Source organism: Acinetobacter sp. SM34 (genome assembly GCF_022012365.1).
GTDB lineage: Bacteria > Pseudomonadota > Gammaproteobacteria > Pseudomonadales > Moraxellaceae > Acinetobacter.
Genome location: NZ_JAKLTP010000006.1, coordinates 125,038 through 140,590 on the forward strand (window position 1 = coordinate 125,038; position 15,553 = coordinate 140,590).

Genomic DNA, 15,553 nt, shown 5'->3' on the forward strand with positions numbered 1-15,553 from the left:
GAAAAAGCAATCAATTTAAAAAATAAAGCGCTCAAAAGCGCTTTATTTTTTGACCACATCGCGCCAGCGTAATAACCAGTTTTCAGCAAGCTTCATTAAACTATCGGTTAATTTTCCTAAAATGGCCAATAAAATAATCGCAATAATCACAATGTCAGGTCGCGAGGTTTCCCGTCCATCACTAAGTAAATAACCAATCCCTTGAGTGGCTGCAATCAGTTCAGCGGCAATCATAAACATCCAGGATAAACTTAAGCTGTTGCGTAAACCGGTTAAAATACCAGGGGATGCCGCAGGCAGCACAATCTCCTTAATCTGTTGAAAGTATTTCAGACGGTAAACTTGCGCCACTTCAATCAGTTTACGGTCTACGCCCTGAATCGCGGCCACGGTATTGGTATAGGTCGGGAAAAATGCACCGATGGCAATTAAGGTGATTTTAGAGGCTTCATCAATACCTAACCACAGCAGTAACAACGGAATCCAAGCCAGACTGGGAATCGACTTAATCGCTGAAAAAGAAGGTTCTAAAAATTCTTCAGCCTGTTTATTTAAGCCTACAAAAATTGCGAAAACCAGCGCAAGCCCGCTACCGATAAAGAAGCCTAGAAATACCCGCCAGGTACTGGTCCAAATATGCAACCACAAATCGCCAGAAGATAGCTCCAAAAGTGATTGCCATAAACTGCTGGGAGCGGGGAGCAGGTAGGGCTCTATAAAACCGTTTCTAACCAAAATTTCACACAGGATCAACGCAAAAACTGGGATGACCAGCCCCTTCAGTTTGCTTAATAATCTAAGCAAGCCAGGCGCTGGGACTCTATCAACTTCAGGTTGAACCGGCGCCTTATTCGTTGTTGCAGACGAACTCATTATTTTTTTACAACCTTTTGTGCATATTTGGCATCAAACAGTTGATCCACGACTTGATTGACGTTGGTACCGTTACGCACCAGTTCTTCTTCAGTCAAAATGGTTCCAGATTTTTTCAGGGCATTAATATGCTTGGCTGTTGGAATATTTTGCTCAAAATTGGTACGGCTGAGTTGCAGTTTTGCCACAGCAATAGGCAATTTCGATTCACGCGCCAGCAATTCGGCCAGTTTAGCCGGATTGGCTTTGGCCCATTTACGTGCCTGTTCATAGGCTTTAATCACCGCTTCAATAGCCTCAGGACTCTGGTTGGCAAATTGTTCCTTGGTACTTAATACGCTGTAACTATTAAAACCGACATTTCGATACAGCAGTTTTGCACCCGACTGGACTTGAGCAGCAGCCATCAGCGGATCTAAGCCTGCCCAGGCATCGACTTGTCCACGTTCAAGCGCGGTTTTACCATCTGGATGTTGCAGATGTACAAGCTGAACATCCTTCTTATTCAAGCCTGCAGTTTCCAGTGCCTGTAAGGTAAACAGGAATGGGTCTGTACCTTTGGTGGCGGCAATTTTTTTCCCTTTTAAATCTTTTAGGCTTTTAATTGGAGAATTTTTTGCAACTAATAAGGCAGTCCATTCAGGCTGACTCTGGATATAAACCGTTTTAATTGGACTACCATTGGCACGGCTCAAGACGGCAGCCAAACCGGCGGTTGAGGAAAAATCCACACTGCCGCTATTTAAATATTCTAGAGAGCGGTTACTGCCTTGGCTAAATACCCATTTAATCTGGGTATTAGGTAAAGCTTTTTCTAAAAGTTTTTGTTCCTTCACCACCAAACTGGTCGGAGCATAATAAGCATAATCCAGCTTTAGCGTATCCGGGAGAGCCGCTAAGCTATATTGACTGATCAGGCCCAATGTTATCGCAGAGAATATTTTCGTTTTAAAACCAGACTTTTGCATACAAGCCCCAATTAAATGATTTGAATGAGATGCAGCGAATAGTGCCAGTGAGTGAAGAGATAAGACAAAAAAGTAATTTTTATAAAATTATCTTAATTCCAGATATGCTGATGAACTTACATTAAGTAATTGAAAAATAATTAAATTTATTTTTAATTTTCTTATATTTTCATTTTATACGAAAAACATACATCAACATGAATAAAAGGAAAATAAAGAAATTTTTAGATTGTAAATGGCTTTTGTTATTTCATAGTAATTTCAATGTAATGACAAATGGCTTTATGAGAAGAAATCTGAAATAATAAAAATACCGCTAAATTGCCGACAGGTTTGAATTGTGAATGATCCTAGCATTTTACTGAGGTTGAGCTGTGACGGAACACTGCTTTTCAAATAAGGTATTAGACCTGAAAGCTTAAACAGCTGCGCAAACAAAATTAGAATCAAACCCAGAACCGCACTAAGTTGTTAAAGCTTGAAGCATGGTTATTTCATTCAAGTTTTAAAGATTGAGCAATGATGTGCATTAAAAAACGGCTCCTATGAGCCGTTTTTTATATACAGGAAGATTACATCGGATAATCTTGTAAGCAGTCTGAAACTTCAACTTGCTCTAAGCTGTTGGTTTCAAGGGCTAAACAAAGCGCGACAATTTTTGCTGTATCTGCAAGATATTGATCATCTTTCAATGCCACACCCGCTTGTAAAGCTGTAATGCGGTCGGCACTGATATCAAGAGCCTGAGCGGATTCAATGGCATCAGCACGTTTAAAGAAACTGAGCACCGCTTTTTGCAGTTCAGAATCAGAACTATTTAAAATGCCCTGATTGAATAATTCATCGAATTGGCCAGTTTGAGCGTTGAGAGAATGAGTAAAATTTTGCACCAAGCTTTGCTCTAGTACATCAATCATCTTAAGCATGTCAGAACCTTTAATCTAAGGTGTTTCATGGGGAGGAGTACAGCAGGGATGGCATAAAGATATGCCTTTAAATTGGTTGAAAAGTAATCTAATTTGGTATTTTTTGCAACTAGATTCCGACGAAAAATGTGTCATTTTTTTAAGATAATGAAAAGCAAAGAATTATTAAATCTTCAATAAAAGATTCATTTTTTCAGCAAGCGATTTAACTTATTGATCTTGGTTCTGCCGATAGGCACCGGGACTAACTCCGGTCCATTTTTTAAAAGCACGGTGAAAGGCACTCGGATCATGAAAGCTTAATTCATCGCTAATTTCCTGCAAGGTTTTTTCTGTTTTGGTCAGCAATTCAATGGCCGTATCACGCCGGATATCATTTTTAAGTTGCTGATAACTGACACCTTCGCTTTTTAAGCGCCGTTGCATGGTGGCATCCGACATATTCAAACGCTGGGCAATTTCATTCAGTTCCAGCCATTCAGCGGGAGGAACATGCATTAAATGTTTACGGATCTGGGAGCTGATGGCATGCGGGTTTTTAAAACGCACCAGCAAGTTTTGCGGGGTCTGCCTGATAAATTGATACCATGATTGCTGATCTTGTTTGATCTGGATTTTTAAATAATTGGCATCGAACTGGATGTAATTTTCATCACTATTGTATTGGATATTTTCACAAAATCGCACCTTATAGTCCTGATCATCCAGAGGTGCATCACATTTAAGCTGAATCTGATTCAGTAAAACTCTTTGTCCGCTTAACCAGCACATCAAGCCATGAATCAGCATTAAATAGGTGGCATAGCTGAACATTCTTTTGGTCTGTTTTTGTTCATAAATCACAATATAGGCATAGTTTTCCTGCACAAATAACTGACTGACAAAATCATCCAGCAGCAGATTTAAGAATTGCAGAATATGTTGCAGGGCTTTTTCTAAAGTCTCCGCTTGCATAACCAATTGCGACAAGAGCTTAAAGCTGCCACGTCGCATGGGATGGCTATCCATGCCAAAAAACTCATCATTCATGGCATCGGCAAGCTCGGTCCAGAGCTGGGCGTATTGGGAAACGGATACTCGGGCTTTGCTGGAGTGCATCAATTCATCGGGAATGCCTGATTTCATCAGAATATTTTGAATGTCCAGACCTTGTTGCTGCGCATTGAGCAGTGCCTCATGCACCAGGCTGATTGAAATCGTACCTTTGCTGTAGTCTAAATCCTGTTCATTCATGCGCCGTTATCCATATTCCGTATTTTTGCTGCCGTGGCTGGGATTGTCCAAATCCATCATAGAGGATGCAACGTTTGGAAATTGTACTCTAGCTTAACTGCATTTACTCTGCATCTTAAGTCGAGTGTTTATTCAAAGAATTAACAGGAAAATAAAATGAAAATCCAAGGAAAAGTGTTCGTAGTGACCGGTGGTGCATCAGGTTTGGGTGCCGCGACGGCAACATATCTGGTGGGTCAGGGCGCTAAAGTGATTATGGTCGATATGAATCATGAGCTAGGCCTGGAAATGCAGCAGCGTTTAGGCGAGCATGCTGCATTTGTCAAGCTGGATGTTACAGATGAGCATGCAGTTCAGGTGTTCTTTGACAATGTAGCTCAGCAATATGGCCAATTGAATGGTCTGGTGAATTGCGCCGGTATTGCACCTTCTGCCAAAGTGCTGGGCCGTGATGGCATTCATGATTTTGCCATGTTCCAACGTGTGTTGAATATTAATGTGAATGGCACATTCAACATGATTCGTTTTGCGGCAAGCTTGATGGCGAAATATCAATTACAGTCGGGTGAAGAAGAGCGCGGTGTCATCGTAAATACAGCTTCAGTTGCTGCATTTGATGGTCAAATTGGTCAGTCCGCTTATGCAGCATCGAAAGGTGCCGTGGTTGCCATGACTTTACCTTTGGCACGTGAGCTTGCACGTGAAGCGATTCGTGTGATGACCATTGCACCGGGCATTATGGAAACGCCTATGCTCAAGGCGATGCCACAAAATGTACAGGATGCTTTGGGACAAATGGTGCCGTTTCCATCACGTTTAGCCAAGCCGGAAGAGTTTGCACATCTGGTGGGGCATATTTTTGAAAACAGTTATCTGAATGGTGAAGTGATTCGTCTAGATGGGGCGATTCGTATGCAGCCTAAATAACTTTTTTTGGGGTATGTCACTACGGAGTCATACCTTTATTAATTATTTTGCAGCAGCTAATTCCGTTACTTTTGTTTCGGCAAAAGTAACCAAAACCATTGTCATTTGCAAAACTCGTTAAATTGCGTCTTGTGATCAAGAACTCGCAGAAACATTACAGAATGATGTAATCCTGTCTCGAACAGTTGCAAATGACTTTTTCACGTATCAAATTTTAAAAAATTTAATAAAAACCTGACCATGAGAGGGAAACTCAATGATTTTAAATGATGAACAAAAAATGGTTCAGGACATGTTGCGCAATTATTCGCAAAACAAGCTGAAACCTACCGCAGCAGAACGTGATAAAACCGCTCAATTTCCCGCGCAAGAACTGAAAGAACTAGGTGAGCTGGGTGCTTTAGGCATGACGGTTTCAGAACAATGGGGCGGTGCAGGTCTGGACTATGTATCCCTTGTGGCTGCTTTGGAAGAAATTGCCGCAGGTGACGGGGCGATTTCTACTATTGTGAGCGTGCAAAACTCATTGCCTTGCGGAATTACCCAACGTTACGGTACAGAAGAGCAAAAGCAAAAATATTTAACCAAACTTGCCACCGGTGAATGGTTAGGCTGTTTCTGTTTAACAGAGCCGCAAGCCGGTTCAGATGCAGGTTCGCTGGAATGTAAAGCAGAACGTGATGGTGATTTTTGGGTACTGAATGGCACTAAACAGTTCATTACCACAGGCAAACATGCCCAAGTTGCGATTGTATTTGCTGTGACGGATAAATCGGCGGGGAAAAAAGGCATTTCCTGTTTCATTGTACCAACAGATACCCAAGGTTATATCGTTTCCCGACTTGAAGAAAAAATGGGACAACACTGTTCAGATACCGCAACCATTATTTTTGAAAACTGTCGAATTCCTGCCGAAAATTTATTAGGTAAAGAGGGCGAAGGGTACAAAATTGCTTTATCTAACCTGGAATCAGGACGTATTGGTATTGCGGCACAATCAGTCGGAATGGCACGTGCGGCTTTGGATGCTGCAGTGGAATATGCCAATGAGCGTAAGGCTTTTGGTGTAGAGATTGTTCAGCATCAGGCGGTGGCATTTCGTCTGGCAGATATGGCCACCCAGATTGAAGCTGCACGTCAGCTGATTTTCCATGCTGCGACTTTAAAAGATGCAGGTTTACCGTGCTTAAAAGAGGCCTCAATGGCCAAGCTGTTTGCATCAACCATGGCAGAACGTGTCTGTTCTGATGCGATTCAAATTCATGGCGGTTATGGCTATGTCTCTGATTTTCCTGTAGAGCGAATTTATCGTGATGTACGGGTCAGCCAAATTTATGAAGGTGCATCTGACATTCAGCGCCTAGTCATTGCCCGAGAAGTCACTAAAATCTGAATAGTAATTTAATGGTGGTTAAATTTTAGACTTTAGTGGGTGCTCAAATCCTGCACATTTTTTGATGGATTCGGAAATTGCAGGATGTCAGCAATCATGATTATCTAAAGTAAGTTATCTAAGTAATTATTTAAGTCGATATTGAAGTAAAAAGATTAAAAATGCTGAATGAATTTTGGCATTTTTAGACTGAGAACAATAAGCAAAATGGATCAAACAAGGCAGGAGCTTTGTTTATAAAATAACGGATGAGAGGCTGTCGCTATGAAGACACTACAACAAGCACATCAAGAGTTTAATTTTGATAATTTTCTTGCTGAACAACTGGTCGGTACATCTCAGGCAGTTAATGCCTATATCGAATGTTGTGAGCGTTATCTCGGTTTAAATAAAACAGCATTAATCTGGGAAGGCAAAAATGGCGAATCTGAACAGTGGACATTTGAACAACTGGCAGATGCTTCTGGGAAATTGGCAAATTACTTTACTTCGCGTGACTTGAAAGCAGGTGATTGTGTAGCAGGTTTATTGCCACGTACCCCTGAATTTCTGATTACCATTTTAGCCACCTGGCGCATGGGTGCAATTTATCAGCCATTGTTTACCGCGTTTGAATCCAAAGCGATTGAACATCGTGTGAATACTGCTAAAACTCAATTTATTGTGACCAATCAAGAGCAGCGTCCAAAACTGAATAGTATCGCTGTCCCGCATATTCTAACCGTGCATCAGTCAGATCATTCAAATCGTCAGGATGATGATTTTTGGACAGAACTCGACAAGCAATCTTCGTCTTTTGCACCCGTGATGCAAAACTTTGAAGATGATTTTCTGATGATGTTTACTTCTGGCACGACTGGATTGGCAAAATCCGTTCCTGTTCCTTTAAAAGCGGTATTGGCATTTAAAGGTTATATGACCCATGCTGTCGATTTACGTGAAGATGATTCTTTCTGGAACCTGGCTGATCCGGGTTGGGCGTATGGCTTGTATTACGGTATTACCGGACCTTTAAGTTTGGGCCACAGTATTATTATGGATGAACGTGCGTTTAGTGTAGATAACGCCGTGCAAGTGATTAAAAAATATAAAGTGAGCAATTTAACCGGTTCGCCAACTGCATTCCGTATGTTCTTTGGATTTAAAGAAAAATTTGATCCATCCATTAAAACGCATTTACGTGTGGTAAGCAGTGCAGGTGAACCGTTAACCCCTGAAGTGATTCACTGGTTTAACCATGATTTGAATGTGAATATTTATGATCAATATGGACAAACTGAACTGGGCATGGTGATTGCTAACCATCATGCTTTAGAGCATGAAAAGAAAGTCGGTTCAGCAGGTTATGCCATTCCCGGACATCGTTTTACGGTATTGAATAAAGATCATAAAGAGGTTGAAAAAGGTGGTATTGGTACACTTGCCATCGATTACTCACAATCACCTTTGGCCTGGTTTAAAGGTTATGACGGTCATAACCTTAAATCTTTTGTGGGTCATTATTATTTAACCGGCGATACCGTTAAATTAAATGAGTTTGGTGGGGTAGATTTTATTGGACGTGCTGACGATGTCATTACAACGTCAGGCTATCGTGTAGGTCCTTTCGATGTGGAAAGTACTTTACTGGAATGTGAACAGGTTTTGGAATCGGCAGTAATTGGTAAGCCAGATCCGGAGCGTACAGAAGTGGTGAAAGCCTTTGTGGTACTCAAACCGCAATTTTCAGCTTCAGAGGAGTTAAGCCGTAAACTTCAGGAATATGTGCGTTCACGTTTGTCCAAACATGCTTATCCTAAAGAAATTGAATTTGTGGAGAGTCTTCCTAAAACGTCAAGTGGTAAAATTCAGCGAAATTTACTCAAACAACAGGAAATTGCCAAAATACAGGGAATTCAAAAAGTGGGATAAGCCAATCTCTAGTTAAAAAAGTTTCATGCTCTTTGCACCCGAAAGGGTGCTTTTTTATTGATTAATTATTTAAAGTGAATATTGATCTATCCTAATTTTTCCCTTATCTTGTGGTTGATTTTATTTTAAACACTAGTTCTTGTGTTTATTCCTCGAACACTATGACAAGTTTTAATTAATTTAAATGATCCATATACATAAAACAATAGATGATAATGGAGCTATGCCAACATGAGCGTAATCACTTCAATTCCTGGTCAACTTCAGGTGATTAAACGTACCGGTGATATTGCCGCTTTTGATGCTGAAAAAATTTCTGTAACCATAGGTAAGGCTTTTTTAGCTGTTGAAGGCCAACAAAGAACAGGCTCAAGCCGTATTCATGATCGTATAGAACAACTGACTGAAATGGTCATGAACACGTTTAACCGTCGGTTACCGTCAGGCGGTACGATTCATGTTGAAGAAATTCAAGAAATTATTAATGTAAAAATTAATTTTTATTTTTTACTTTCTTCAATTAAAGGATTGTTAAAACAGAAATTAGTAACTATATGTTCAGTATTTATTAAACAATTAGATATGATTTACCTACCAATAATATTTAAAACTATTCGTATTTTTTCCCTACAAAAACAAATAGCTATTTCTGCTTAATAGGTTTTTTTTAATGTCCCAACGTAATTTAATTACACGTTTGGGATTCATTACTGTTTATTATTGATACCAAGCGTGTAGCCCCAAAATGCTCTTAATTCGGAGTAAATATAAATGGCTAGACGTAAGAAAAAGCCAAAAAACAGTAATGTCAAAAACTTAAATTCTCAATCAAAATTTATGGAACTGAAGATTGAAAAACATACTGCTTATATTAAATTAGTAGTAGAAATTTTTAAGTGCATAAATTTACTTTTGATAGAATTTAAACTTGATAACTGGTTGATACCAATTATAAAAGCTTTATTACCTTAAATACTATTTTATCTGTTTCTAAAAAACAGATGGTATAAAATAATACTGTCTGTTTTTATGATGGAAATTTTAAGTGACCAACCCACTCGATATGGACCTAGAGTTAACTGATGAAGAAATGCATCTCTATAGCCGTCAAATTTTGTTAGATGGCTGGGATATTGAAGCACAGGAAAAACTTAAACTTGCCAATGTCTTGATTGTGGGGTGTGGTGGAATTGGCTGTACAACTGCGGAACTACTTGCACGTGCAGGCGTGGGACAAATTACCTTAATCGATGCTGATACGATCGAAATGAGTAATCTACAACGGCAAATAGCCTATGTGGAAGACAATATTGGTTTCTATAAATCTGAAATACTGGCAAAACGCTTACAGAAGATTAATCCGTATATTCGGGTTGAATCTCAAACGGTCAAACTGGATCAAAGCAATGCAGAACAACTGATTTCAAATCAAGATCTGGTTTTAGACGGCTGCGATAATTTCACCACCCGTTACTTAGTTAACCAAATCTGCAAGCAATTCAATGTACCTTTAATCAGTGCCTCAGCCATTGGTTTTCAGGGACAACTGTTTATGGTAGAAGGCGAATCTGCCTGTTATGAATGTTTATTTCCCAAAGAACAGCATGCGAATGAAAACCTGCGCTGTGCCGATTCTGGCGTATTAGCCACTACGCCTAATGTGATGGCAAGCTTGCAAGCCCATCATGCCTTGCTTTATTTGGGTTTGGGCAAAACACCACTGAAGCAAAAACTGATGCTTTGGGATGGTTTAAGCATGAAACAGCGCTTACTTGCTTTCGAAAAAGATACAGATTGTCCAATCTGTCAGGCAAGATAGAACTGCAAGGCTAATTTTTTTTGCTACACTCACTACAATTTAATTCTAAGCTGACATTATGAAAAACAATATCTGGTTAGATGGACTGCGTTCGGTTGCCCGTGTTGGGGAAACTGCTGTTATTGCAGCTAAAGCCGGCATTAAATACGCCACAGAAAAACCAAGTAACGCCAAACTGATGCGTGAAACCTTTGAATCATTAGGTTCAACTTATATCAAGCTGGGACAGTTTATTGCTAGTACACCTTCATTGTTTCCACGTGAATATGTGGAAGAATTTCAGGGCTGTCTAGATCAAACACCATCTCTGCCATTCAATTATGTGCAAGGAGTATTGGCTTCTGAATTTGCAGGCCGAAATTTAGATGAAATGTTTGCCTCAATTGACGAAAAACCATTAGCTTCAGCCTCTATTGCTCAGGTTCATGCAGCAAAACTGGTGACCGGTGAAGATGTGGTGATTAAAGTGCAAAAGCCGGGTGTAGAAACCATTCTGTACACCGACTTAAATGTATTGCACTGGGCGACTAAAATTTTAGAAAAAGCGGTGCCGAAAGTAAAATTTGCATCACTTGCCGATATAGTCGATGAAATTAAAAGCCGTATGGTGCGTGAAGTGGATTTTATTGAAGAAGCACAAAACCTGGATGATTTTGTCAATTATCTGAATGTGACGCAAAATCAGAAAGCCACAGCACCAAAGGTTTATCACCAATATTCAACCCGCCGTGTTTTAACCATGCAGCGTTTGTATGGCGTGCCATTGACCGATTTTGAAGTGGTAAAAAAGGTGGCTAAAGATCCATCTCAAGTGCTCATTACCGCCATGAATACATGGTTCGGTAGCCTGATGATGTGTAACAGCTTCCATGCCGATTTACATGCCGGAAACCTGATGCTGCTTGAAGATGGTCGTGTTGGTTTTATCGATTTTGGCATCGTCGGTCAGCTGAAACCTGAAGTTTGGACCGCATGTATTGCCTTTATGGATGCATTGCAAAACACCGATTACACCTTGATGGCAGAAAACATGCTGAAAATGGGCATGACTGACAAGAAAATTGATACTCAAGTACTCGCAGCTGATTTAGAGCGCTTATTTAGTGGCGTGCTTATGGCCGATCCTCAAGAATTGCTGACTTCCAATCCTGCTGATTTAAATGACATCATGATGGATATGGTGGATGTAGGGGAGCGTCATGGTATTCGTTTCCCGCGTGACTTTGCCTTGCTGTTTAAGCAAATGCTGTATTTCGATCGCTTTATGCGCATTCTGGCACCGTATACCGATATTTATGCAGACCAGAGACTGCAAATGGTGCAAACTCTGGATCCGAATTTGCTGTTAAAGCATTAAAGTATTTTTAAGAAAATCCCCCTAAATCCCCCTTTATTAAAGAGGGACTTTTTGACTATTCAACTTCTGTTGAGCCAGCTTAAAGCTCCTCCCTTTTTAAAGGGTGAGAAACATTGTTTCGCAAGGGAGGGATTATAAATTAATGAAAGGTTAAAAATGGACGCAATTATCATTGAAGGTTTAAGGGTTGATACTGTAGTGGGATGTTTCGCTTGGGAGCGTCAAATCATGCAGCCTTTAATGCTGGATATGACCATTCAGACCAGTCTGGAGCAAGCCGCTAGTTCGGATGAATTGGAACATACCCTGAATTATGCGGAAATTTGCGAGATTTCAGCAAAGGTCATTCAGAATGCCCAGCCAAAATTGATCGAACATGCGGCAAAACTTGTGCTCAATGCGCTTTTTACTACCTTTCCGGCCATAGAATCGATTATGATTACTATCCGTAAGCCTGCCATTATCGCGCAAGCAAATTCTGTAGGAATTCGTCTTGAACGCCACCGAAACGATATTCGCCTTAGCTCTGGCGAGTAATTGTAATCCTGAACTTCATTTTAAGCAGGCATTTGCCCAGATTGCTGAAATTGGACAAGTTCAATTCTCGAACATTTATGTGATCCCGTGCCGGGATGCAGTAGGTGCAGACTATTGGAATGCGGCATGTTTGTTAAAATCAGCCATATTGGTGGATGATATCATTGCGCTATTAAAAAAAATGGAAGCGGATTCTGGCCGTGTACGACCTTCACATCAAATTTCTTTGGATGTCGATTTAATTGCCTGGGGCAGTGATTTACAGCACATGCAGTTTAATCCAAAAAAATTGCCTTTGGCTTTAGATGTCAAAATTCCAATGTGGGATATTTGGCAAAGTAACGACTTTCAGCACGAAAAACATCAATTTCCAGTGGTAAATTGGATGAAATAACTTTTATTCGATGAATCAAGTATAGTCTTTTTTATTAAATAGCCTAAGCTAAATAAGATTAACCTGAACAGTTAATTTGTTTAATCAAGCAATAAACATAGGACAAAAGGTGAGTGCTTATAAAGTCTAAGTTATTTAAATTATGAAAAAATGATCAAATATTAGGCGTGGAACGTTAAAAATCAATCAAAAAGACGATTCTATAAGGATTGGATTTTTTGATTTATGTTAAATTAATGATTTATAAAAATAAATTTTGAACTTCGCATAACGTGTATTATGTTAATTTTAGAAAAACTAAAATTTAGTGAGTTTTTTGTGAGTAATAATGCATTAACGTGGTTAGGGCTCTTACTGGGATTCCTACTCTATCCAATAATTATGTTCTTTCTGCTCGCTCAAAGACACAGTGGTTTAAACTATATTAATGATTTATCTAGTTTTAATAAAATAGTTGTTTTCATATCTTGTGCTTTAATATTTCTCATACCAACTTGGAATGAAAGATGTCTTATAGACAGTGAAGGGAAAAGCCCACATTGGTATCAAAGATATTTTGTGCCTTTGATATATTTCATAATTGGAACCATTTTTACAGGAATGTTCTTCATTTTAATTATTAGATAGCTTTTCCAAATGACCTCTATTTAACATAATGGTGCTTATACGAAACGAAATTAATTTAAATATTAAATTTCAAATACTTAAGCAAATATGAAATTTCTAATAAAACCGGATTTGAAACAAGTAGGTTTCTTTTTAGTCAAAAGTGGAATCTTTTGCCAATAAAAAAAGGTCATTTTTTAATCAAATTGAAACTTTTTTCAATATTTCCGGCCTTTCCAAGGCAAAAGTTATCCCCAATTTCTGCGGATAAACCTGGGACAATTTTTAATCGGCTTTGTACGCATTTGCTCACATGAATTCAAGGTTATAGCTTCTGGTTGGAATAGTGGGAATTTCAATGATGAACTCATCAGGAACAGGAAGTTCCACACAAGAATAACAATAGACAAGCACAAGGACAGTAAGGTAGGACAGGAGTTATACCGAGCGAACCAATACGAAACAGCCCGACAGGATGTCGGGCTTTTTTTTATTGTTGATCAATTACTGTGTAATGCAGGTTGCAGACAATCTTAACGATCTTCCAGATGGCAAACATAATCGATTATATTATCAGTGATGATTTTAAATTGAGTTTTTTTAGGTACATAAAAAGATTCACCTGCATGATAAGTTTGACTCTCTCGACTTTTACCAATTTGAACCAGACACTTGCCTGAAACGATTTCTATGCGTTCAGCAACCAGAGTTTCAAAAACAAGAGGGCGTTCTGTGGGAAGAATCACACCTATGGTTTTTTTGGTTCCATCTTTCAACTCAATCACATGACTTACAGAACAGCCATCAAAATGAATGTTTGATTTTTTTTTGACAGAGACAAAATTGAACTGAGTAGACATACCTTGCTCCTTAAATTATTTTTGTTGTTGGTTTTTTTTGTTGTTTGTGCAGCTAATATTTATTTTTATAAAGTATACGAATCAATTTTTTTATATGTTTTGGTCATCGTATTGTATAAATTTTACAAGAATAAAAGCTTCATACGGCGCTATAAAAGCTTATTTATGCCAATAAAATTTTAGACAAGTGTTGTAAGCTAAAACTTACAAGGAAACAGGTTTATCTCTTATATTTTTGGATTCATTTTTTTGAATGAAAAAAGCTTTTTAAAAACAGTTTATTGCAGATGAATAACAAATATATAAATAATGCCATGCCCGAGGCAAAGCTAAAAGTAACAAATATGGATGAGATGATATCGGCCGAGAAATCACTTTATTTTACTGATGAAATATAAATGCTGAAAAAAGCAACCAGACTGGTCTTTGCAATGAATAGCGATCTGGTGAAGATAGTAAAACTGTTATCAGACACATTAAAAAAATGAACTGGACTGATCTACTGCAACATTATGGCTATTTTGCCATTTTTATTGGAACTCTATTAGAAGGTGAAACCGTCCTGATATTGGGAGCCTATGCGGTGCATCAGCATATTTTCCATTTCTGGATACTCATTATGGTCGCGATGGCAGGTGGTTTTATTGGCGATCAATTTTACTATCAAATAGGTATGCGCTATGGCCAGAAAATCATCCAAAGCAAGCCGCAATTGGCGCAAAAATTTGCCCAGGCCAGCATCATCATCGATCATTATCCGGTGCTGACCATTTTATTGATGCGATTTGCATGGGGGCTTAGAACTATTCTGCCCATATCCATAGGGATTAAAGCTTATCCGCTGTGGAAATATATGCTGATTAATCTGCTGGCCTGTTTAATCTGGGCCTTTGTTGTTGTGAGTGTGGGATTGCAGATTAGCTACTGGTTACATGTATTTTGGGCAAAAATACTGCCTTATCATCATGATCTTTATATTATTCTTGCAGTGGTGGCCTGTATTTTATTGCTTCGGATCATGTATGCCATTGTCATCCGATATAAAAAAATGCGATGAATAGGCATAAAAAAGCCCACTTTGAAAGTAGGCTTAAAACATGAATATGTTGATTAAATATAATAACTGGTCTTGGTCATCAGTTTGGAAATTGCCGTCATGGTAATACGTACTGGTGCAGGTAAATCTACACCTCCAGCATTTAACGCGGTATCTCTATGGTGCAACTCATCTTCATTCATTTGCACTAATATTTTACGTGAACGATCATCCTGTTCAGGCAACTGGCTGATGTGATGCTGCAAATGTAAGCTGACCTGACGTTCTGTTTCTGCCACAAAGCCCAGACTATATTTATCACCGGCGATACCGGCAATCGCACCCATACCAAAAGACAGGCCGTACCAAACCGGATTGAGCAAACTGGTATGGCTATCCAGTTCTTTTAAACGGTCTTCACACCAGGCCAAATGATCCTGTTCTTCAATTGCAGCCTGTTCCATTTCAAGGCGTACATTGGGGAGTTTGGCGGTGAGCGCCTGGCCATGATATAGCGCTTGGGCACATACTTCACCACTATGATTGACCCTCATTAACCCTGCGACATGGCGTGCTTCACTGACGCCTAATTTGGTTTCTACATCATGGCCTGGATTTTCACGATGGGCAGAGGTTGTTCCGGGAACCAGACTGCGTAGCGCTTGGTCAAACGAATGAATAAATTTGTCGATACCGGTATATTGGCGCATAAA

General features: G+C 39.3%; 15 protein-coding genes and 1 pseudogene. 10 read left to right on the forward strand and 6 right to left on the reverse strand.

Annotated features, from left to right (window positions below; translation table 11 throughout):
• Window positions 1–42: 42 nt before the first annotated feature.
• The 4 genes from LZZ98_RS07215 to LZZ98_RS07230 all read right to left on the reverse strand — a co-directional run bounded on the left by LZZ98_RS07215 (window position 43) and on the right by LZZ98_RS07230 (window position 4,000).
• Window positions 43–873, reverse strand: a complete 831-nt coding sequence (locus LZZ98_RS07215; protein ID WP_237787252.1) for an ABC transporter permease — start codon at window positions 871–873, stop codon at window positions 43–45.
• A complete protein-coding gene (locus LZZ98_RS07220) occupies window positions 873–1,841 on the reverse strand; it encodes an aliphatic sulfonate ABC transporter substrate-binding protein (RefSeq protein ID WP_237787253.1) in 969 nt (322 codons plus the stop codon). Before LZZ98_RS07220 ends, LZZ98_RS07215 begins: the two co-directional genes overlap by 1 nt.
• Window positions 1,842–2,413: 572 nt before the next feature.
• Window positions 2,414–2,767 carry a hypothetical protein gene (locus LZZ98_RS07225; RefSeq protein WP_237787254.1) on the reverse strand — a complete coding sequence of 118 codons (354 nt, stop codon included), beginning with the start codon at window positions 2,765–2,767 and terminating at the stop codon, window positions 2,414–2,416.
• Between the two features lie 210 nt (window positions 2,768–2,977).
• On the reverse strand, window positions 2,978–4,000 hold the full coding sequence (locus LZZ98_RS07230; protein ID WP_237787255.1) for an AraC family transcriptional regulator: 1,023 nt from the start codon (window positions 3,998–4,000) through the stop codon (window positions 2,978–2,980).
• Between the two features lie 156 nt (window positions 4,001–4,156).
• Here LZZ98_RS07230 and LZZ98_RS07235 point away from each other — a divergent pair, with 156 nt between their 5' ends.
• From LZZ98_RS07235 to LZZ98_RS07275, 9 genes and pseudogenes are all read left to right on the forward strand, one after another.
• A complete protein-coding gene (locus tag LZZ98_RS07235; protein ID WP_237787256.1) occupies window positions 4,157–4,927 on the forward strand; it encodes a 3-hydroxyacyl-CoA dehydrogenase in 771 nt (256 codons plus the stop codon).
• 256 nt (window positions 4,928–5,183) lie between these two features.
• Complete coding sequence (locus LZZ98_RS07240; protein ID WP_237787257.1) at window positions 5,184–6,320, forward strand: acyl-CoA dehydrogenase family protein; 1,137 nt, start codon at window positions 5,184–5,186, stop codon at window positions 6,318–6,320.
• 264 nt (window positions 6,321–6,584) lie between these two features.
• Window positions 6,585–8,231, forward strand: a complete 1,647-nt coding sequence (locus LZZ98_RS07245) for an AMP-binding protein (protein ID WP_237787258.1) — start codon at window positions 6,585–6,587, stop codon at window positions 8,229–8,231.
• A 231-nt stretch (window positions 8,232–8,462) separates the two neighbouring features.
• Window positions 8,463–8,726 (forward strand): annotated as a pseudogene (locus LZZ98_RS07250) (ATP cone domain-containing protein); the annotation flags it as partial.
• 276 nt (window positions 8,727–9,002) lie between these two features.
• Window positions 9,003–9,203 (forward strand): hypothetical protein, encoded by a 201-nt coding sequence (locus tag LZZ98_RS07255; RefSeq protein ID WP_237787259.1) that lies wholly within the window; start codon window positions 9,003–9,005, stop codon window positions 9,201–9,203.
• 91 nt (window positions 9,204–9,294) lie between these two features.
• Entirely contained in the window at window positions 9,295–10,050 is a 756-nt protein-coding gene (locus LZZ98_RS07260; RefSeq protein ID WP_269091604.1) for a HesA/MoeB/ThiF family protein, read from the forward strand.
• A 58-nt stretch (window positions 10,051–10,108) separates the two neighbouring features.
• Window positions 10,109–11,407: an ABC1 kinase family protein gene (locus LZZ98_RS07265; RefSeq protein ID WP_237787261.1), complete on the forward strand. Its 1,299-nt coding sequence runs from the start codon at window positions 10,109–10,111 to the stop codon at window positions 11,405–11,407.
• Window positions 11,408–11,563: 156 nt separating this feature from the next.
• Entirely contained in the window at window positions 11,564–11,944 is a 381-nt protein-coding gene (folB, locus tag LZZ98_RS07270; protein WP_237787262.1) for a dihydroneopterin aldolase, read from the forward strand.
• On the forward strand, window positions 11,901–12,338 hold the full coding sequence (locus LZZ98_RS07275; RefSeq protein ID WP_237787263.1) for a 2-amino-4-hydroxy-6-hydroxymethyldihydropteridine diphosphokinase: 438 nt from the start codon (window positions 11,901–11,903) through the stop codon (window positions 12,336–12,338). Before folB ends, LZZ98_RS07275 begins: the two co-directional genes overlap by 44 nt.
• Window positions 12,339–13,477: 1,139 nt before the next feature.
• On the opposite strand, the gene LZZ98_RS07280 is transcribed toward LZZ98_RS07275, so the two are convergent.
• Window positions 13,478–13,804, reverse strand: a complete 327-nt coding sequence (locus LZZ98_RS07280; protein ID WP_237787264.1) for a pyrimidine/purine nucleoside phosphorylase — start codon at window positions 13,802–13,804, stop codon at window positions 13,478–13,480.
• Window positions 13,805–14,288: 484 nt separating this feature from the next.
• Between LZZ98_RS07280 and LZZ98_RS07285 the strand changes: the two genes are divergently transcribed.
• Entirely contained in the window at window positions 14,289–14,861 is a 573-nt protein-coding gene (locus tag LZZ98_RS07285) for a DedA family protein (RefSeq protein WP_237787265.1), read from the forward strand.
• 53 nt (window positions 14,862–14,914) lie between these two features.
• On the opposite strand, the gene coq7 is transcribed toward LZZ98_RS07285, so the two are convergent.
• Window positions 14,915–15,550: a 2-polyprenyl-3-methyl-6-methoxy-1,4-benzoquinone monooxygenase gene (gene coq7 / locus LZZ98_RS07290; protein WP_237787266.1), complete on the reverse strand. Its 636-nt coding sequence runs from the start codon at window positions 15,548–15,550 to the stop codon at window positions 14,915–14,917.
• Window positions 15,551–15,553: the final 3 nt, after the last annotated feature.